We start from the raw sequence: 20,191 nt of genomic DNA, 5'->3' as shown, positions 1-20,191 counted from the left end.
TTGACTTCTCTGGAACCTTCCGTTGCCGCATCGGTGTCGCCCTTCGAAGTGGCATTTTTTACTTCGCAAACGTTGACAACTTTGCTTCGGTTTGCGTAAAGCGCTGGGGCAGGTGTAGCCTGTCGACAGGCTTTCCGTTGAATTGACGGTCGAATCGGACCAGTGCTGAACGTTGTCTGCCTGTCGTGGCGAATACGCAGTTGGTTGATGTGCACGGGTAAATCTGTGAGGTGGCGCAGCCAATGCGCGATCCGTGTGCGGACCGCGTAGTCGACAGTTTCTACGTAGAAACTCCAGCAAGCGAGTCAGGGCGTGCCTAGGTGTATCGTCAAAGGGCACCGGGGGGCTCTTTGTCGAAGTGGCTCGGTTCCATAGCGGACCATGCTGACGATGCGGCGACTTTCCTGCTGGCGTCCTGGGAGCGAGCAATGATGCGCATGAAGGTTGGCCGGAGTCCCCTGCCCCTTGAGCAGTTCAAGCGAGTCATTTTCACCACGTTGCTCGTGAGGCTGGTCCGGCTATGAAAGGCGAATTCTTCATGAGTTGCGGCCGCCGACGGGGTGAGGGCTCGGGCTGTAGTCGGCCATCATGAGCCATCCGCCGGAAGCGCCGGCCGGACATTCGAATGGCTAAAGCAATCCGAAAGCGGACATCGCCGCACGCGTCAGCCTGCTGAATTCGCGCGCCGGTTGCCCTGCAAGGATATGGACGGTTCGCAAGTATCGCGCCTAGGCGCGATACTATGCATGCGATCGGCGCATAACGGGGCTGTCGATGCCGCATATAAGGAAAATCAACATGGCAGAGAAATTGCAAGAATGTCTGGTGGAGTCTGACGGTGCGCATTTTTACCGGGGCGACCTCCATATCCACTCCTATCCCGCGTCCCACGATGTCACTGACAAGGCCATGACGCCTCAGGCCATCGTTGATACGGCGGTGCAGGAGAACCTGCGGATCATCGCGATTGCCGACCACAACGAGATCGGGAATGTCCAGGCAGCGGTGACGGCAGGGAACGCCGTTGGCGTTCTCGTTATTCCTGCCGTCGAGCTATCCACACCCGAAGGACATTTGCTCTGTTATTTCCCTTCAGTGGCAGCGCTAACCCAGTTTCACGGCCGCCTTGACCTCGCCGATCGCGGTCTTCCCAACAGTCGCTGCCGTAATTCGATGCACGCATGTCTTGATATAGCGCGGGGCTTGGGCGGCTTTTGTGTTCTCGCTCACGTTGACGGCGGTAACGGGTTGGAAACTAACTATCCTGGTGGCTCACCCCACAAGACGGACATCATCTGTCACGACGCCTTGCTCGGGATCGAACTCAGCAGCGCGGCGTCACCAGTGCGATATGCGCCGGATGACCCTGATCAGGTGCGTGTGAATATTGGCCGGCAGCGAATTGAACGGCTGGGTCTGGGCGAGCGCCAGTATCTGGCGCGCATCCTTAGTTCCGACTCTCACACGGTGAACGCCCTTGGCCGCAACGCCAGTCAGGATCGCAAGCTCACCCGCTACAAGATGGCGACCCCTTCGTTTGATGGTTTGCGCCATGCGCTGGAAGAGGGGGACTCCCGTATTCGCCTGGAAGATGAGGTACCTGCCGCGACGCCGTTCATTCTGGGGATGAAGATCGGTGGCGGCTTTCTGACAGGGCAGACCATTCAGTTCAGCCGTAACCTGAACTGCATTATTGGCGGTCGTGGAACCGGGAAATCCACGACGTTTGAGGCCGTGCGCTGCCTGACGGGCACCGAATCCGGTGCAGAGGTCGTCGATTCAGAGGTATGGCCACATCAGTTGCACCTGTTCTGGCAGGACGAGGCCGGCCAGCAGCACTCGTTGTCGAGAGCAATTGGCGGAAGTTTGACAAACCTCGATGATCCACTAGATGGGCCGATCGAATTCGGACTCGACTGTTTTGGACAGGGCGAAGCGGCCCGCGTTCGCGAGCAGGCGAAGGGTGATCCGCTCGCGCTTATGAAGTACCTTGATACCTTTACAGGAGTTCACGACGCGATCGGGGAGGAGCATCTGGTCCGGGACGACCTAGCGGCGCAGCGTAACAAGATTGTCGAGGCAGAGAAGAACGTCGCAGCCATCCCGCAGACGCAGCGTTCATTGACCGTGGTGCAGCAGCAGTTGAAATTGTTCGAGGCCGCAAAGGGCGCTGAAGTGATCAAGCTGCAGCGCAGCCTGGCAATCGAAAAGGCAAAGCGGGAACAACTGAAGGAGAAACTGGGAGATCTGAAGGAATTGGTCGAGGATGCGTCGCTCACCGAGACGGGAGCAGCCCTTCGGTCGATTGTCGATGCCGGTGACGTCGTCACAGGACGTAACGAGGCGGCGGAGATCGTCTCAGCGCTGGACGAATTCGCTGCAGCGGTAAAGCAGGCGCAGGCCACTATCGCAGCAGCGTATACGAAACTCAACGCCACGACGACGTCATCGATTACCAGATGGATGACCAACGAACGTCCGATTCGCGAAGATATTGAGGCAAAGCGGGTCGCGCTGGAGGCGCAAGGCGTCAAGCTAGATATGTCGCATGTCACGAAGCTGACGGCAGAAGAAACGAAGCAGCAGAAACTGCTGACAAACCTCAAGACGTGGGAGCCGCACTTGAAGGCTCTGCGTAGCGAGCATGCGACTATTCTTGAGAAGCGGTGGCAGGCGCGCAAGACGGTTGCAGCACTGCGACAGGCCTATGCAATCAAGGCGTCGCGCGCGCTCGCGGAGGTGCTCTCGGACTTGCAGGTGAAATTGCAATACGTGGAAAGCGGATTTTCCGAAGAGGCGGTGGGCATCATCGCATCTGTGTTGAGCTGGCGAACGGTGAATCACTACAAGGCGCGTGTCATTGTCGAAAAGCTGACGGTGCCAGGACTGCTCGGCGCGATTGCGAAATCCCAAACTGCGCCACTGACGTCAATCAGAATCGAAGACGGTGTTCAGCCGTTTTCGAATGCTGATGCCAGAGAAATTCTGGAGAAGCTCAGCGAACCGTCTATTCGTGCGGCGCTTGAACAATGCCATGTCGACGATCTGCCGAGGTTGACCGTGACACGACGCGTCGGGGAGGGGGCGAACGTCCGATATGCGCAGCGCGATTTTTCCCAACTCTCGCTTGGTCAGCAGCAATCGGTTTTGCTCGCACTGATCCTGTCGTCGGATAGCAAGCGCCCGCTGATCATCGATCAGCCGGAGGATAACCTGGACAGTGAATTCATCTTCCACACTTTTGTGCCAGTCCTGCGTCGCGCGAAAGAACGAAGGCAGGTCATCATCGTCACGCACAACGCGAATATTGCTGTCCTCGGTGATGCCGAACAATTGATTGTCTTTAAGAGCAACAGTGATCACAGCAAGATTGTGGCTCGTGGTTCGATCGACGATACCGATGCGCGGGATGCCGCATGCAAGATCCTGGAGGGGGCACGGGAGGCCTTTACCCGGCGTGCCAGGATCTATGGGATCAAGTGATAGCTTTTAGGGGCGTCGATGTGTTATGTCACGCCTGAGCGAGTTGCAACAGGGTGAACCGGGGACTGGGTCCGGTGATGAGAATACGTTCCACATGCAGCGCGGGTTGAACGTCGGCGAGCAACGAACTGCCGGGTGCGGTCAGCAACTTTGGAACGGTACTTCTACCACCCGGAGTACAGCGCTGGAACGCATGGGTCGCCACGTCTGCGTTAGCGTAGACGTCCTTGAGATGCTGGAACAGGTCGAAGTATGATGACGCCATAGCCGTCGGACGACGTTAGGCGATCCAGCGTTGTGAATATGATGCTATGCGGGGAAGGCGTATGCCAACACGTGAGGAAATGCAGGCCGCAGTTGCCAAAATTCAAGCATATTGTCGGGAATATTCGGGAAAACATCGAGCATTTTTTGATCGATTGCTCGATTCGCTCGATGACATCGAAAGAGTCACGGGAGAAGGACCTGAGAGTCGCCTGAACGCACAGTATCGCACGGCGATTTCAATGCTTATCGAATTGGCAGACCGGCCCAGCACTGTCACTCTGAATCGCGCCCTTGCGCGTATTAATCAACGGGCGGGCTCTGAGTTCAAAGACGTTGTTCTCGTTGGTGGAGCGCGAGATGGGCAAGAGTTGTCCACATTGCTACGAAAACCAGCCAGACGCAACAAGCGGCAGAAAGAAATCATTGAGAAGCTGCGCGGCAGTTTGATGCCTGATCATAAAATATTCAGCCGTCGGGAAAGGGGATAGAGATGGCGAAACCCAGAAAGGGCGCGAGTAAAACCCAAAAAGCACCGCCCGAAATGAATGAGATGGTTGAGGCGCTGCTGAGCATGGCAAGCAATGCCCCTAGCTATACCTTTGAAGACCAGGCCTCTGAGGCCAAGCTGTATGAAATAGTCGTTCTTGCTGAGGTACTGGACGCCTATCCAGGTTCAGTCAGCGCCGTCAGCCCCGGAATGGTGGAGAAGTTCAAGCTCGCTGGAGCTCCCGCGAAAGCGAACAAGGGAAAATTCACATTTTTTGAGCTTAGTCGTGGGAATGCACCGGAGGGCGAAGTTTGGCTTTCGGTTGAAGTTTCGACACTGAGTTGCTACAGAGCCGGAGGTCCGGACGACGCTCTCTCAAGTCGACACGAGATTGATGTCGGTGTCTTCGTTCCACTACCAATGGACTCGTATCCGTCGTTTGAGGAACTGGTAGCAGGCTTCAGCTGTAAGCATATGAATGCCAGCAAAGCTCATATTCGCGAGCTACTTGGCCTGCGCCGCGAGACTGCGATCCTAGGTGGTCCTATTCCGAGCCGCGCTCCATGGCTGGTGGCGGGCGGCCTGCCGGCGAATCCAGCATCGCCGCTGATCTTGATCTCTTCGGATGCTGGGGTGCTCGAGTACGCCTGCCCAATTGACGTACTGGGCGCATACGTTGACTACGTGTGCTTCAACTAAACCGAAGCAGCCGAATGGCCGTTAGCCTTCCAGAAACGGCCGTTGCCTTCGTGTGGGGCCGGGTGGCTCAAACGGGTCGGTAGCGGCCGCTCCCAATGAGAGAGGCGTAGATCGTGGCCTAACTTTAGTTACCGGGCCTGGTCCGAGCTTCGTGTTGCAGCCCTGTTCGGCGGACCAGCCTTGGCTTTCATATCACATCTGGCACTCGGCCGACGCGACTTCGCCTCCCTTCGAAGTTTGGCTAAGGACGAGAGTCCATCATCGCGCGTAGCGGTCGTTGGTGACGTCGTAGCGGTAACGACAAGCCCTTGCCTGGAGCGGCGCGCTCCTATTCGGTCCGGAGCTATGACGTCGTGCAAGACGAGGGGTGGATGCCCGGGCGTTGAAGCGGCCATATCCGATCAACGAACGGGCCGCTAGTCTGAATTGCCGCTGCTATTCAGAGGATTGACCTATAGGTCCCGCCCTCGACGCGTACCGCGGCGCCATTGGATGCGGCGCCTAAAGGACTCGCAAGCAACGCGACCATCGCGGCAATCTCGTCGGCTTCGATCATGCGGGCGATCAGCGAGCTTGGACGATACGTGTCGAAGAAGTGCGCTTCGATTTCTGCATCGGTCATACCGGGCCGAGGCGCGGTTTGCCGAAGATAGGTGACGATGCCTTCGGAGCGCGTGGCGGAGGGCAGTACACTGTTGACGGTCACGCCGGTCCCCTTCGTCAGTTCGGCCAATCCGCGCGAGACCGCGAGTTGAGCCGATTTGCTGACGCCGTAGTGCACCATGACTGGCGGCGTGAACGCGCCGACCTCGCTCGACATGAAAATTACACGCCCCCAGTTCTTCGCAAGCATGCGAGGAAAGTAGTGACGCGACAGCCTGACGCCCGACATCACGTTAACGTCGATCATTCGCAACCAGTCATCATCGGTGATCTCGGCGAACGGCTTCGCTTCGTAGTAGCCGAGATTGTTCACGAGAATATCCGTTTCCGGTTGGGCATCGATCAGTTCCGCGACGCCGCGGTCGTCGCTCACGTCCGCGACGATTCCGTGCACGCTGCCGCGTGGCGCTGCCGTCGAGAGTTCGGCGACGGTTGCGTCGAGCTTGTCCCGTTGCCGCCCAGTGATCGTGACGGCCACGCCCTCCGCGGCCAACGTCCGCGCGATCGCCATGCCGATGCCGGCAGTTGCGCCGGTGACGATCGCGGTTTTTCCTTCAAGTTGCAAATCCACGGTTTGCTTCTCCTTTATTCATCGAGGAACCGGCATGGCCGGCCCGTTGCACGGCATTACTTGAGCCGCTTCAGCATTTCGCCGGCGACGTCCAACGCTGAGGCCGGGTTCTGTCCGGTGATCAATTCACGGTCGGTCACCACGTGCGCGGTAAACGGCACCGTGTTACTGCTATAAATGCCGCCCGCGCGTTGCAGTGCAGTTTGCGGATAGAACTTCATCGCGCCGCCGCCGAGCAGTCCTTTGGCTTGCTCTTCCTCCGCATTGCTGATCACAGTCATCCGGTAACCGGCGTAGATCCATTTCGTGTCGCCGTCGCCCGTGTTGCCCGTCGCGATTTGTCGCGTAAAGCCCGGTGCATCCGGCAGGGTGGACAGCAACGCGATCGGGCCGTGGCAAACGAGCGCCGTGGTCTTGCCGCGGGCGTGAAAGTCGGCCAGCAATCTGCCCACGGCGGGGCTGGTCAACAGATCCTGCATCGGCGCATGACCACCGGGAACATAGACGGCATCGAAGTGCGCGTATCCAATCTGTTCCACCCGCGACAGGCTGATTACCGGCGAATGCTCGCTCGACGCGATATGTAGCCGATCGAGCAAGGCCCGGTAGTCGCGCATTGCGTTGTCGTCGCCGTTGAAGTACATCTTGTCGGCCGACGTGACGTCCATCGTCGGCGCCTTGCCCTCCGGCGTAGCGAAGGTCACCCGATGGCCGGCATCGAGTAGCGCTTTCACGGGCTGCATCAGCTCGTTCAGGTAGAAGCCCGTCGCGAAGACCTTGCCATCCTTCAGGTCGAGGTGATCGGAATCCGACAACACCACGAGCACGTTGGCCGCGTGGGCGCCGTACGCTGCAATGCCGAGCATTGCCGCAACGGCGAGCTTGCGAATCGAATGCGTCGATCTCGTGGCCGAGGGCTTTGACCTGGCGATCCGTCTGGGCGAATTGCCGGACAGCGGCCTGGTCGGGCGCAAGCTTGAGGACGCGGCACCGTGCCTGGTCGCATCGCCCGAGTACGTCGCTCACGCCGGCATGCCGGCAACCGTGGCCGACTTGGAGCACCATCTGTGTCTACCGTTCATGCTGCCCAGCAGCGGCCGCATCGCGCCGTGGGTGTTTCGTGACGGCGACCAAGACATCGATTGGCTGCCGTCTTCGAATGTCGCGGTGTCCGACGATGTACTTGGTGTCGTTTCGATGGCGCAGAGTGGCGCCGGCATCTGTCAAACCTATGACTTCATCGTTCACGATCGGATCCGGGCCGGGCATCTCGTCGAAGTGCTGCCCCATCTGCGGGGCCGCACACGGCCGTTCTCGGTCATTTATGCGCCGCATCGACGCCTGTCGGCCGCCTCCCGGAACTTGATCGATATGCTGATAACTTCGACGGCCGGGGCGTGACCGCGATATGGTTTGAGTAAAGGCATTGAGCATCGGCCGATCCGGCGTATTGGCCGCGAACGGCGAGTCGTTCGCGACGGCGAAAAGCGGCTGCCGACTCGCAACGGACCTTCGCCGATGCATTGCACGATCGCCCCAATGGCGGTCGCACTGTGCAAACGGCCATTGGATGGCATGCGGTGCGGCAACGATACGACGCTGCGCCCACCGACGTTACGTAACACCGAAGCATTCGTAGCACGAATGTAACGAAAACGGCGCCGCTCATGGGCGCGAAACGAGTCGGCCCCGGTCGCGGACGGTCGGCGCGTGAGCACGTGCAGCTTGGGCCGGCGGTGTGGGTTGCCGGGCCGTGCACATCCATGGCATGAATAGTGCTGCTCGTTTCCCGGTCCTCAATCGAACATTCCATTGCCCGGACCGCGAGGAGACCATCATGTATCGAACCCGCATTCTCACGTCCGCCGCGGTGCTGGCCGCTGCCGGCGTGCTGACCGCTTGCGGCGGCAGCGACGTCACCGCGCCGTCGAGCACGTCCGCCAATACCCGCGGCACGACAGTTACCGCCAACAATCCCGGATCGGGTGGCGTGAGCGACGGTGGCTGGAGCACGAGCGGCACGTCCGGCACGCCGGGCACGCGAGGCGTCGTCAATACGGCGGGCGCGCTTGCCGTCACGACCGGCTCGATCGTCGGCGACGTGACGCTGCCGGGCCTCGGCAACGGCGTGACGCGCAGCGCCGGCGACACGATTGCCAGCGTCAGCACGATCACGCGCGCCGCGACAAACGCGCTCAGCGACGGGCTCGGGCAGATCGGCTCGACCGCCAATCCGGTCGGCACGACGGTGGCCGGCCTCGGCGACGTCGTCAGCGTGACCGCGAATCCCGTGACGGGCCTCGCGCAGACCGTCCGCGCGCTCGGTGCCGGACCGTTGGCGCCGCTCGCGCCCGTCACGACACCGGTCGGCGCGGTGCTCGACACCGTGGCCGGCGGCCTCGGCGCCGCGGGCGGCACGCTGGGCTCGGCGCTATCGTCGGGGCCGGTGCAGCAAGTCACGCAACGGGTCAGCTCGGCCGTCACGCCGCTCGTCATCACGGCCGGCCAGGCGACGCAGCAGATCGGCGCGACGACGGGCCTCGGGCAACCGGTGGGCCATCTTCTCGGACAGGTCGGCGGCGCGCTGTCGACGGTGGGTTGGCGACTGGGGGTTCCGACGCAGCCGGCGGTCGGCCCTGCGAGCCAGCTTGCCGCGGCGGCAGGCGCGCTCGTCGGTGCGATCGGCGACACCGTGACGAACGCGGGCGGACTGGTCAACTACTACGGTCCGAACGGCGTGGCACCGATTCCCGGTCTGATCGTGAGCGTTGCGGGCGCGACGGTCACGACCGTGAAAAATGGTCCGCCGGCAGGCGGTTCGGCTGCGTCGGGGCCGCTCGGCGGCGCGCTGTCGGGACTCGGATCGACACCGCTCGGATCGCTGACCGGCGCAATCGGCGGCACGGCCGGCGCGGGCGCGGCGAGCCCGCTCGCGCCGGTGACCAATCTCGTGTCCACTGTCACGGGCTCGCTTGGCGGTGCTGCCGGTGCGGGCGCGGCGAGTCCGCTGGCGCCCGTGACGACCCTCGTGTCGGCGGTAACAGGCACGCTCGGCAGTGCGGCGGCCGGGGGCGCATCGAGCGCGGGCCCGGCGGCGAATCCCCTCGCGCCGCTCACCTCGCTGCTCGGCGGCGTGACCGGCGGTGCCGCGAAGTAACGGTGCACGGAACGGCAAGCGGTAGGGCGGCGTGCGGTGTGCTGCGCGCCGTTCATCGCTCGCCGTTGACGTTCGCGGTTCGCTGCACCGAGCGGCGGGCACTAGCATCCCGACCGCTCGGGTTTTCCCGTCGCCACTATCGTGCTGGATCCGACAAGGCCGCCGCGACGAGCAGCACGGCGCGGATGCGGAGCGCATTCGTGCTGGTGCCGACGCGCGCAGAAGAATCGCCGTGAACCGGCGCCGCTGCTCGCGATCGCATCCCGGACGCGCGCTGCCCCTGGTTGACCGCCGCGATCACCTTCGAACGAATCAGGCGCGCACGCAGCCCGTTGCGGCTGATCCCGGGCAACCGTACGGCGTGGACCTCGTTGCGGTGACAGAGCTCGAATGCGACGCGCGTCACCGTGTCCTCGATCCGTTCGGCAGGCTCTCGTGCGCGCCGCCGCACAGTGCGCACAGCATCTGCTCGAGCGCTACCAGAGCGGCTTGCGCACACCCCTTCAGCCGCGACCGGCGCGCATGACGCCGACAAGGTCAGGTCGGTATCCCGCAACGCGTCGTCGTGGCACACCAGCAGTGCGTGCCGAATCACGTTTTGCGGTTCGCCGACATTACCGGGCCGCGCATGCGCTTCGAGCCGGCGCGCCGCGGCCGTGTCGATGCTGCGCGGCACGTCGCCGGCGCGGCTTCGGTATTCGTCGAAGAAGTGCCGGGCAAGCGGCAGGATGTCGGCGGTCCGTTCTCGCCACGCCGGCACGCCTGCGCAGCAATCGTACTTTCGTTATCAGAAATCGATGTTTCCCGTTCGGCGCAAAACACTGAACACTTTGTCGAGCACGCAGCTGCCGGAACGCGGCGCCCGTCGTCGCGAACCCGACACGCCACCGGCGCGATACCGCGCCACTCGTCAACGGGAACATTGGATGAGCCACACCCTCAACGTCGTCGCCATCTCGGGCGGCCTGCAGCGGCCGTCGCGCACGCTGGCGCTGACGAACGCGATTGTCGCCGCGCTCGGCGACGCGCTTCCGGTCGACACCCGGCTGATCGAACTCGGCGAGATCGGCGGCCGGCTGGCCGGCGCGCTGAAGCGTGCTCAGGTGCCTCCCGATCTCGACGCGCTGATCCGCGCGATCGAGGCGGCCGATGTGCTCGTCGTCGCGAGTCCCGTGTATCGCGCGTCTTACACCGGGCTCTTCAAGCATCTGTTCGACCTCGTGCATCACGAGTCTCTGGTCGACGTGCCGGTGCTGCTCGCGGCTACCGGCGGCAGCGAGCGCCACGCGCTCGTGATCGACCATCAGCTGCGTCCGCTGTTCAGCTTCTTCCAGGCGCGCACGCTGCCGATCGGCGTGTATGCGTCGGAGAGCGATTTCGACCGGTACGAAATCGTCAATCCCGCGTTGCGTGCGCGCATCGCGCTCGCCGTCGAGCGCGCGGTGCCGCAACTGCAGCCGCGCACGCCCGCCGCCGTGGCCGCGTAGCGCCGTTTCGTTTCTCCATTCGATCAGGAGCCCTCATGAGCATTCACGAACCATCAGCCGACGGCGTCAAATTCGCGTACTGGGTGCCGAACGTCAGCGGCGGCCTCGTCGTCAGCACGATCGAACAGCGTACCGACTGGAGTCTCGAATACAACCAGAAGCTCGCGCGCACCGCCGAGGCGGCCGGCTTCGATTACGCGCTGAGCCAGATCCGGTTCACGGCCGGCTACGGCGCCGAATACCAGCACGAATCGGTGTCGTTCAGCCAGGCGCTGCTGCACGCGACCACCAAACTCAAGGTGCTCGCCGCAATCCTGCCGGGGCCGTGGCATCCGGCCGTGGTCGCGAAGCAGCTCGCGACGATCGACCACATTTCCAACGGACGCATCGCGATCAATGTGGTCAGCGGCTGGTTCAAGGGCGAGTTCACCGCGATCGGCGAGCCGTGGCTCGAGCACGACGAACGCTATCGGCGCTCGAAGGAATTCATCCAGGCGCTGAAAGGGATCTGGACGCAGGACAACTTCACGTTCAAGGGCGACTTCTACCGGTTCAACGATTACACCCTCAGCCCGAAGCCGGTGCAGAAGCCGCATCCGGAGATCTTCCAGGGCGGCAGTTCGCGTGCGGCGCGCGACAACGCGGCCAGCGTGTCCGACTGGTATTTCACGAACGGCAATACGCCGGAGAACCTGAAGGCGCAGATCGACGACATTCGCGCGAAGGCCGCCGCGAACAACCATCGCGTGCGGATCGGCGTCAATGCGTTCGTGATCGCGCGCGACACCGAGGACGAAGCGCGGGCCGTGCTCGACGACATCATCCGGCACGCGCACGTCGAGGCCGTGCATGCATTCGGCGATGCCGTGAAGGAGGCCGGCAAGGCTTCGCCGGAAGGCGAGGGCAACTGGGCGAAGTCCACGTTCGAGGATCTGGTGCAGTACAACGACGGTTTCCGCACGAACCTGATCGGGACGCCGCAGCAGATCGCCGAACGGATCGTCGCGCTGAAGGCGATCGGCGTCGACCTCGTGCTCGCCGGGTTTCTGCATTTCATCGAGGAAGTCGAGTACTTCGGCAAGCGCGTGCTGCCGCTCGTGCGCGAGCTGGAAGCGCAACAGCAGACGGTGGCCGCATAAGGCGACTCGGCTGCGCGCTGCCGCCGGTCGCTGCGCGCCGCGGTCCGCTCGATCATGCGAACGTCACGGCCGGCGACGCGCATCGCTACCCGGCTACGTTCGCAACCTCACCGCATGACGTACACGCGGCGCGTGCAGAGCGCTGGTCGCCCGCGCGTCGGCGCGCGTTCCGCGTTACGCAATCGTCGCCATTTTCGCCGCATCGACGAGCATTTCCATGCCGAGGCCGCCGAGCACCGCGCCCATCGCCCATCGCTGCGCGAGCAGCAGCGCCGGCCGCGCCCGCAGGAACGTCGCGATGCCGCTCGAGCAGATCGCGACGAACCCGTTCGCCGCAGCGAACGCGGCGATCAACAGCGAACCGAGAAGCAGCGACTGGCCGAACACGCTGCCGTGCCTGTAATCGATGAACTGCGGCAACAGCGACACGAACAGCATCGCGAGCTTCGGATTGAGCACGCTCGTCGTCGCGCCCATTGCGAGCAGCCGCAGCGGGTGCTCGCTCGGCAGCGCCTTCACGTCGAACGGCGAACGGCCGCCGGGCCGCACGGCCTGCCATGCGAGATAGAGCAGATACGCGGCGCCCACGACGCCGAGCGCAGTGCGTGCATGCGGCACGCTCAGGAACAGCGTCGTGATTCCGAACGCGGCGCCGAACATGTAGAACAGGTAACCGACCATCACGCCCGCCAACGAAATCAGCCCGGCGGTGCGCCCCTGCGCGATCGAGCGCGACATCACGTAGACCATGTTCGGCCCGGGCGTGACCGCGAGCATGCCGCCAATGATCAGAAATCCATAGAGCGAGCCGGAGGTCGGCATGATTGTCGCTTCCTGTAGTGAACGTCGATGGCATTCATTGTCCGGCCATGGAGGCGAACAGTAAAACGGGATAAACTGAATCGATTGATCAGATTTTCTGAATGCGATGAAGAAGCTCGATCTCGACGTGCTGGCGATGGTGGTGGCCGTGACGGAGTCCGGTTCGTTCGCGCAGGGTGCGCAGGCGGTGCATCGGTCGCCGTCGGCGGTGAGCATGCAGATCAAGGCGCTGGAGGATTCGCTCGGCAAGCCGCTGTTCATCCGCGACACGCGCAACGTGACCGCCACCGACGACGGCCGCACGCTCGCCGAATACGGCCGCCGGATGCTGGCGATGCGCGACGAGGCGTGGGCATCGGTCGTGCGGCCGGAGATCCGCGGCCGCGTGACGATCGGCGTGCCGGACGATTACATATCGTCGCTGCTGCCGCAGGTGCTCGGCAAGTTCGCCGCGATGCATCCGCGCGTCGAAGTGCGCGTGATCGGCCAACCGAGCAGTGCGCTGGTGCCGATGCTGAAGGACAACACGGTCGACCTCGCATGCCTCACGCGGATCAAGGGGGTGACGGGCGAACTGATCCGGATGGAACCGCTCGTGTGGGCTGGCTCGCCGAAACGCGACGTGTGGCAGGAACGGCCGCTGCCGGTGGCGTTTTTCACGCACGGCGGCAGCATGGCGCGCGATCACGCGGTCAAGGCGCTGAACCGGCGGAAGATTCCATACCGGATGTCATACGAAAGCCCGAGCTTTCTCGGGCTGCTCAGCATGGTCGAGGCCGGCCTCGCGGTCGCGCCGCTCGCGCGCTGTTGCGTGCCCGATCACCTGTTGCAGTTGTCGGAGAGTCACGGGCTGCCGTCGCTTGGCGAGCTCGAGGTGGTGCTCGCGCGCAGCGCGCAGTCCGCGCGCCCGCCGTGTGACTACCTTGCCGAGCAGATTCTCGGCGAATGGCGCGCATGAGCGCGCTGCATGCACCGGCGCATCAGCACGATTTCAGCAGCCATTCCCGGAACGCCGCCAACGACGGCAGCGTAGCGTTTTCGGGCGGATACACCAGGTAGTAGCTGCGCTGGCTGGTGATCGCGTCGCCGATCGCGACGAGCTCGCGGCGGCTCAGCTCGTCTTCCACCAGCACCTTCGGCACGAGGCCGATCCCGATTCCGGCCCGCACGGCCTGGATCAGATGCGACGTCAGCTCGAAGCTCGGGCCGATCCGCATGTCGCGATGGTCGAGACCGAAATGCGTGAACCATTCGGCCCACGCGTGCTGGTTGCTCGTCACGCCCAGCAGCGTCTGCCCGGCAGCCCATGACGGCGCGTGCGAGTCGGCCTTGCGCCGCCCGGCAGCATCCGGGCTCGCGATCGCGATCAGGAATTCGTTGTACAGCCGGTGCGCGTGCAGCCCGGGCCAATCGCCCGTGCCGACGGTGATCGCCGCGTCGAGATCGTCGGTATGGAAATCGATGCCGCCGATCCGCGAATGCAGGTGCACGGTCACGCCCGGATGCGCGGCGTAGAAGCCGTGCAGGTGCGGCAGCAGCCATTTCGAGCCGAAGGTTGGCAACGTCGCGAGCCGCAGCGTGCCCGCGCCGGCCTGGTGCGACATCGCCTGCAGTGTCGCACCACGAATGCGGCCAAGCGCGCCGCTCAGCTCGACGAAGTAGCGCCGCCCGACTTCGGTCAGCTTCACCGACCGGCCTTCGCGGCGAAACAGCGGCACGCCGAGCTGATCTTCGAGCGTCTGCACCTGCCGGCTGATCGCGCTCTGGCTCAGCGCCAGCTCGTCGGCCGCGCGGGTGTAGCTCTCATGCCGCGCGGCGGCCTCGAACACCAGCAGCAGCGACATCGACGGGGTCAGGTGACGGTAATTCATGAGTTTTATGCAAGTTTTGCCGGAGCAGAATTCGTTTGTTTGGCGCCCGGATTCGCAAGATACTGGATTTCCGGGCTCAGCGGAATCTTGCTCAAAACTCATGGTTCTGACGGGCTCCGCACGCCGGCTTCTCCACCTTGCGCTTTCAACCATGTCGATTGCTTCGTTGCCCCGTCCCGCCAGCCCGCCCGACGGCCGTTACCGTGATTTTCTCGCGGCGCTCCACGCCGCCGGGTTCGCCGGCGAGATTCGGGTCGACCATGCGAACCGGACCGTCCAGGCGACCGACAACTCGATCTACCAGCGCTTGCCGCAAGCGGTGGTTTGCCCGGCGCACGCGGACGACGTGCGGCTGCTCGCGCGCCTGCTCGCCGAACCCGCGCACCGCGACGTCGCGGTGGCCGCGCGCGGCGGCGGCACCGGCACCAACGGACAGTCGCTGACCGACGGCGTGGTCGTGGACCTGTCGCGCAACATGAACCGGATCCTCGAAATCAACGCGCAAGAGCGCTGGGTGCGCGTGCAGCCGGGTGTCGTCAAGGATCAGCTCAATGCGGCGCTGAAGGCGCACGGGCTCTTCTTCGCGCCGGAACTGTCGACGTCGAACCGTGCCACCGTCGGCGGGATGATCAACACCGATGCGAGCGGGCAGGGTAGCTGCACGTATGGCAAGACGCGCGACCATGTGCTCGCGCTCGACTTCGTGCTGTTGGGCGGCGAGCAACTGCACAGCGACGCGCTCGACGACGACGAACTGGCGCGCCGCTGCGCGCGGCAGGACCGCATCGGCAAGGTCTATCGCACCGCGCGCCGGATCAGCGACGAGCAGGCTGCACTGATCGACGCGAAGTTTCCGAAGCTCAACCGCTGCCTGACCGGCTACGATCTCGCGCACCTGCGGGAACCGGACGGCCGCTTCAACCTGAACAGCGTGCTGTGCGGTGCGGAAGGCTCGCTCGGCTTTGTCGTCGAGGCGAAGCTGAACGTGCTGCCGATTCCGAAATATTCGGTGCTGGTGAACGTGCGCTACGCGGGCTTCATGGACGCGCTGCGCGATGCGCGCGCGCTGCTCGAACTCAAGCCGCTGTCGATCGAGACGGTCGACTCGAAGGTGCTGATGCTCGCGATGAAGGATTTCGTGTGGAGCAGCGTGGCCGAGTATTTCCCGCAGGACGATGCGCGCCCGACGCTCGGCATCAATCTGATCGAATTCTGCGGCGACGATGCTGCCGACGTCGATGCACGCGTGCGCGCGTTCGTCGCGCACCTGCGCACCGATACGAGCGTCGAGCGGCTCGGCCATACGATCGCGACCGGCGACGACGCGGTGAAGCGCGTGTACGCGATGCGCAAGCGTGCGGTCGGCCTGCTCGGCAACGTACAGGGCGAGGCGCGCCCGCAGCCGTTCGTCGAGGACACTGCGGTGCCGCCCGAGAACCTCGCGGCGTACATCGCCGAATTCCGCGCGCTGCTCGACGGCCACGGGTTGCAATACGGGATGTTCGGCCACGTCGACGCCGGCGTGCTGCACGTACGCCCCGCGCTCGACATGAAGGATCCAAAGCAGGCCGCGCTGGTGCGGCCGGTGTCGGACGCGGTGGCCGAGCTCACGCAGCGTCATGGCGGCCTGTTATGGGGCGAGCACGGCAAGGGCGTACGTTCCGAATATGCGCCGGCACTCTTCGGCGAGCTGTATCCGTCGCTGCAGCAGCTGAAGGCTGCGTTCGATCCGCACAACCAGCTGAACCCCGGCAAGATCGCGACGCCGCCAGCGCCCGCGCTGCGGCTGCTGAAGATCGACGAAGTGCCGACGCGCGGCGACCATGACCGGCAGATCGACGAGCGCGTGTGGCAGAGCTACGGCACGGCGATGCACTGCAACGGCAACGGGGCATGCTACAACTTCGATCCGGACGACGCGATGTGCCCGTCGTGGAAGGCGACGCGCGAGCGCGTGCAGTCGCCGAAGGGGCGCGCGTCGCTGATGCGCGAATGGTTGCGTCTGCAAGGACAGGCGGGTGTAGACGTCGTCGCGGCGGCGCGTGCGCGGCAACCGTTCGTGCGCGGCTTCGCCGCACGCTGGCGCAACAGCCGCGCGGCGCGCAACGGCGCTGCCGACTTCTCGCACGAGGTGTACGACGCGATGGCCGGCTGCCTCGCGTGCAAGTCGTGCGCGGGGCAGTGCCCGGTCAAGGTCAACGTGCCGGAGTTTCGTTCCCGCTTTCTCGAGCTGTATCACCAGCGCTACCAGCGGCCGCTGCGCGACTATCTGATCGGCTCGCTCGAATTCACGATGCCGTTGATGGCCCGCGCGCCCGCGCTGTACAACGCGCTGATGCGCGCCGGGTGGGTGCGCACGCTGCTCGAGCGGTACGTCGGGATGGTCGATAGCCCGCTGTTGAGCCGCTTCGATCTCGCGGCCGTGATCCGGCAATGGAACGTGCGGCCGGCCGATCCGCACGCGCTCGCCGCGTTGACCGACGCACAGCGCGCGCGCAGCGTCGTTATCGTGCAGGACACGTTCACGCGCCACTTCGACACCGAGCAGCTTGCGACGTTGATCGAACTCGCCGCACGCATCGGCTTCCAGGTGTGGCTTGCCCCGCTCGCGCCGAACGGCAAGGCGCTGCATGTGCAGGGATTTCTGCGAGCGTTCGAGCAGGTCGCGATCCGCAACGCAACGCAGCTGGCCGCGCTCGCGCGCCCCGGTGTCGCGCTCGTTGGCCTCGATCCGGCGATGACGCTCACATATCGGCAGGAATATCTGAAGGTGACGGGCCTCGCCGACGTGCCGAAGGTCGCGCTGCCGCAGGAGTGGCTGGTCGATGCGTTGCCGGAAACCGGCGCGGGCGCGGGTGTCGGTGCGCCGTCCGCAACGTACCGATTGCTGCCGCACTGCACCGAAAGGACCAACGCGCCGGACAGCGGCAAGCAATGGGCGCAGGTATTCGCGCGCCGCGGGCTGCGGCTGACGCTTCAGGAGACCGGGTGCTGCGGAATGTCGGGCACCTACGGGCACGAGGCGCGCAACCTGCAGACGTCGCGCACGATTTACGCGCAGTCGTGGGCCGCGCACGTCGACGCGCCGGTCGAGCACGGAGAAGCGCTGGCGACCGGTTATTCGTGTCGCAGCCAGGTAAAGCGCATGTCCGCGCGGCAACTGCGGCATCCGCTGCAGGCGCTGCTCGATCACGTGCGTGCGACGGGCGCGCGGCCGGGCAGCGCGACGAGCGCAGCCTGATCGCGGCGTGCGCGCGCTGGTCGCCGCGCGGTATGCGACGCTGAATGCGGCATGTCTTCCGCGCGCGCGGCGAACTCGCAAACCTGGCCGATGGCATTCGCGGCATCGATCGCTTGAAGGCGTGCAACCTGGCGCCGATGGAAAAGAGGGGGCGTTTGCCCGACGCGTACCGGATGCCGATACGATCGGTGGCGATCGCATGGCCCGTATCGACTGCGTGCTTCGCGCAGTTCAGGCCCGGCTTGCCGTTATTCCCGACGCAAGCCGCGTGATGCCGCGCGGCGTACAGAGGGTTGCGCGCCAGAGCGACGGCAGGACCCGTCGGCCGCGAAGTTCACGAATCGCCGTTGCGGCGCTTCGCGGAACGTGGCTTGGCTGCCGCGGGAAACGCGCCGACGCCGCGCGGGCGCTTCGGCTCGATGCCGGTCTTGCCGATCACGTGCCGGAAATCGATTTCGTGGGCGGCGAGCGCGCCGATCAGCGTCGCGATGACCGCGAGGTGCGAAGGGACGGTGCCCTTGCTCGAATAGTTGGTGATGGAGCTTTCGTTCATCCGGATCAGCCGGGCGAATTCGCGCGCCGTCAGTTGCGCTTTCTTCAACTCCTGTTGAAATTCCGCATACGCCATCGCACACATGTCGCTTCGTCTCCGAAAAGCTTGAATCGGCCCCGCGCGGCACCGGCGCCGACGGGTGGCGTTCCCGTCGGGCCGGCATCGCCGGGAATTACATCTTCACCTGGTCGAGGAAGGTCTTCTTGCCGGTCTTGTAGCCGTAGATCGAGATGACCCCGTGCGTCAGATCGCCTTTCGCGTCGAACGTCGTCGTGCCGATCACGCCGTCGTACTTCGTCGACGGCATCGCCGCGAGGATCTTCGCCGGGTCCGTCGAGTTCGCGCGCTTCATTGCGTCGACTGCGATGTAGACCGCGTCGTACGCGAACGGCGCATCGAACTTGATGCCCTGGTTGAAGCGCTTCTGGTACTTCGCGAGGAACGCAGCGCCGCCCGGCATCTTCTCGAGCGCCGCGCCCGCCTGCGAGCACAGCACGTTGTCCGCCGCGGGGCCCGCGAGTTCGGCCAGCGAGTCGGTGCACACGCCGTCGCCCGACAGGATCTTCGCGCGCAGGCCGAGCTGCTTCGCCTGCTTCGCAAGCGGGCCGCCGGTGGCGTCCATGCCGCCGTACATGATCGCGTCGGGGTTCTCGCCCTTGATCTTCGTCAGGATTGCGCGGAAGTCGACGGCCTTGTCGTTCGTCGCATCGTGCGACAGCACTTTCAGGCCCAGCGCCTTCGCCTTCTTCTCGAACTCGTTCGCGAGACCCTGGCCGTACGCGGTCGAATCGTCGATCACCGCGACGCTCTTCACGCCTTTCGACTGCGCGTAGCTTGCGAGCGCCGGGCCCTGCTGCGCGTCGGTCGCGACCACGCGATAGGTCGTCTTGAAGCCCTGCTGCGTGTACGTCGGATTCGTGGCCGACGGCGAGATCTGCACGATGCCCGCATCGCTGTAGATCTTCGACGCCGGGATCGACGTGCCCGAGTTCAGGTGACCGATCACGGCGACGACCTTGTCGTCGACCAGTTTCTGCGCAACCTGCGTCGCCTGGCGCGGGTCGGCCGCGTCATCCTGCGCGTCGAGCTGCAGCGTGATCTTCTTGCCGCCGATCGTCAGCCCTTTCGCGTTGATTTCCTCGACCGCGAGGCGCGCACCGTTCTCGTTGTCCTTGCCGAGGTGCGAAATGCCACCCGTCGTCGGTTCGACGCTGCCGATCTTCACGACCTGGTCGGCCATCGCGCCCGACGCGGCCGCGAATGCGGCGGCTGCCAGTGCGACGGTGACCAGGGGTTTGCAGCGCATGCCGACTGTGCTTCGTTCCATCTGCCATCTCCGTTGATTGATAGTTCTCGTACCGTCCGGGCTGCCGCGCCCTCGTGACGCGCCCAGGCTGCCGAACGAGCCCCCGTGACCCGTGACGGGTTCGGCTCGCGTGCCGTCGCGCGGCGCCCGGGCGCGGGCGCGGGCGATTTCGTCTGACGACACGCAATCGTATGAATATATCCGAACGCGCTTGCCGCCGCTGCCGCGAATTACGTAGCCTTGCGCAAATTTGACGCGCTCGTGCTGCGGTTCTGCGTTCGACCGTGCCGTCGCGCGGCGTTCGCATCGCCGATCGCACCGATTATTCGGCGGCGCGGATGCCGCTGACCATGGACAGTGCGATGCAATCAATCGCGAAGTGTTCGGTCGATTCGTCTGCACACTTGCGGACCGGCGCGCGCGGCCGCGTCGATCGCAACGCCGA

General features: G+C 64.2%; 15 protein-coding genes and 1 pseudogene. 9 read left to right on the top strand and 7 right to left on the bottom strand.

The features are described 5' to 3' along the window. Positions 1-798: 798 nt before the first annotated feature. The 3 genes from KDW55_RS24645 (at position 799) to KDW55_RS24635 (ending at position 4,936) form a co-directional block, all read left to right on the top strand. Complete coding sequence (locus tag KDW55_RS24645) at positions 799-3,483, top strand: TrlF family AAA-like ATPase (protein ID WP_212161306.1); 2,685 nt, start codon at positions 799-801, stop codon at positions 3,481-3,483. 344 nt (positions 3,484-3,827) lie between these two features. Further along, entirely contained in the window at positions 3,828-4,238 is a 411-nt protein-coding gene (locus KDW55_RS24640; RefSeq protein ID WP_212161305.1) for a hypothetical protein, read from the top strand. Between the two features lie 2 nt (positions 4,239-4,240). Continuing rightward, positions 4,241-4,936: a hypothetical protein gene (locus KDW55_RS24635; protein WP_212161303.1), complete on the top strand. Its 696-nt coding sequence runs from the start codon at positions 4,241-4,243 to the stop codon at positions 4,934-4,936. A gap of 439 nt (positions 4,937-5,375) precedes the next feature. Here KDW55_RS24635 and KDW55_RS24630 read toward each other — a convergent pair whose 3' ends face one another. Together KDW55_RS24630 and KDW55_RS24625 are read right to left on the bottom strand one after the other, a co-directional pair. Further along, positions 5,376-6,170 carry an SDR family oxidoreductase gene (locus KDW55_RS24630; RefSeq protein ID WP_212161302.1) on the bottom strand — a complete coding sequence of 265 codons (795 nt, stop codon included), beginning with the start codon at positions 6,168-6,170 and terminating at the stop codon, positions 5,376-5,378. A 56-nt stretch (positions 6,171-6,226) separates the two neighbouring features. After that, complete coding sequence (locus KDW55_RS24625) at positions 6,227-7,036, bottom strand: type 1 glutamine amidotransferase domain-containing protein (RefSeq protein WP_212161301.1); 810 nt, start codon at positions 7,034-7,036, stop codon at positions 6,227-6,229. Between the two features lie 31 nt (positions 7,037-7,067). Between KDW55_RS24625 and KDW55_RS24620 the strand changes: the two are divergent. Beyond that, a pseudogene (locus tag KDW55_RS24620) lies at positions 7,068-7,571 on the top strand (substrate binding domain-containing protein); the annotation flags it as partial. Positions 7,572-8,007: 436 nt separating this feature from the next. Continuing rightward, positions 8,008-9,327 carry a collagen-like triple helix repeat-containing protein gene (locus KDW55_RS24615; RefSeq protein WP_212161300.1) on the top strand — a complete coding sequence of 440 codons (1,320 nt, stop codon included), beginning with the start codon at positions 8,008-8,010 and terminating at the stop codon, positions 9,325-9,327. A 136-nt stretch (positions 9,328-9,463) separates the two neighbouring features. On the opposite strand, the gene KDW55_RS24610 is transcribed toward KDW55_RS24615, so the two are convergent. Further along, positions 9,464-10,087 carry a hypothetical protein gene (locus KDW55_RS24610; RefSeq protein ID WP_212161298.1) on the bottom strand — a complete coding sequence of 208 codons (624 nt, stop codon included), beginning with the start codon at positions 10,085-10,087 and terminating at the stop codon, positions 9,464-9,466. 166 nt (positions 10,088-10,253) lie between these two features. Here KDW55_RS24610 and msuE point away from each other — a divergent pair, with 166 nt between their 5' ends. After that, entirely contained in the window at positions 10,254-10,814 is a 561-nt protein-coding gene (gene msuE, locus KDW55_RS24605) for an FMN reductase (RefSeq protein WP_212161297.1), read from the top strand. Positions 10,815-10,849: 35 nt separating this feature from the next. Beyond that, positions 10,850-11,953, top strand: coding sequence for a dimethylsulfone monooxygenase SfnG (sfnG, locus tag KDW55_RS24600; protein WP_038571464.1), 1,104 nt, complete (start codon positions 10,850-10,852; stop codon positions 11,951-11,953). A 174-nt stretch (positions 11,954-12,127) separates the two neighbouring features. Here the strand turns inward: sfnG and KDW55_RS24595 are convergent, their stop codons facing one another. Then, entirely contained in the window at positions 12,128-12,775 is a 648-nt protein-coding gene (locus KDW55_RS24595; protein ID WP_069242302.1) for a LysE family translocator, read from the bottom strand. Between the two features lie 106 nt (positions 12,776-12,881). Between KDW55_RS24595 and KDW55_RS24590 the strand changes: the two genes are divergently transcribed. Beyond that, positions 12,882-13,733, top strand: coding sequence for a LysR substrate-binding domain-containing protein (locus tag KDW55_RS24590; RefSeq protein WP_059544847.1), 852 nt, complete (start codon positions 12,882-12,884; stop codon positions 13,731-13,733). A 22-nt stretch (positions 13,734-13,755) separates the two neighbouring features. On the opposite strand, the gene KDW55_RS24585 is transcribed toward KDW55_RS24590, so the two are convergent. Further along, positions 13,756-14,646, bottom strand: coding sequence for a LysR substrate-binding domain-containing protein (locus KDW55_RS24585; protein WP_059544846.1), 891 nt, complete (start codon positions 14,644-14,646; stop codon positions 13,756-13,758). Positions 14,647-14,797: 151 nt separating this feature from the next. Between KDW55_RS24585 and KDW55_RS24580 the strand changes: the two genes are divergently transcribed. After that, positions 14,798-17,887, top strand: a complete 3,090-nt coding sequence (locus KDW55_RS24580; RefSeq protein ID WP_212198061.1) for an FAD-binding and (Fe-S)-binding domain-containing protein — start codon at positions 14,798-14,800, stop codon at positions 17,885-17,887. A gap of 334 nt (positions 17,888-18,221) precedes the next feature. On the opposite strand, the gene KDW55_RS24575 is transcribed toward KDW55_RS24580, so the two are convergent. Together KDW55_RS24575 and KDW55_RS24570 are read right to left on the bottom strand one after the other, a co-directional pair. Further along, positions 18,222-18,524, bottom strand: a complete 303-nt coding sequence (locus KDW55_RS24575) for a hypothetical protein (RefSeq protein WP_038571482.1) — start codon at positions 18,522-18,524, stop codon at positions 18,222-18,224. Between the two features lie 88 nt (positions 18,525-18,612). Further along, complete coding sequence (locus tag KDW55_RS24570) at positions 18,613-19,767, bottom strand: branched-chain amino acid ABC transporter substrate-binding protein (RefSeq protein ID WP_038571485.1); 1,155 nt, start codon at positions 19,765-19,767, stop codon at positions 18,613-18,615. Between the last annotated feature and the right edge of the window lie 424 nt (positions 19,768-20,191).

The sequence above is a fragment of the Burkholderia sp. AU19243 genome (assembly GCF_018148075.1).
Lineage (GTDB): Bacteria > Pseudomonadota > Gammaproteobacteria > Burkholderiales > Burkholderiaceae > Burkholderia > Burkholderia latens_A.
Note: the sequence above shows the minus strand (reverse complement) of the source record. Positions and strands in the feature narration are given on the sequence as shown.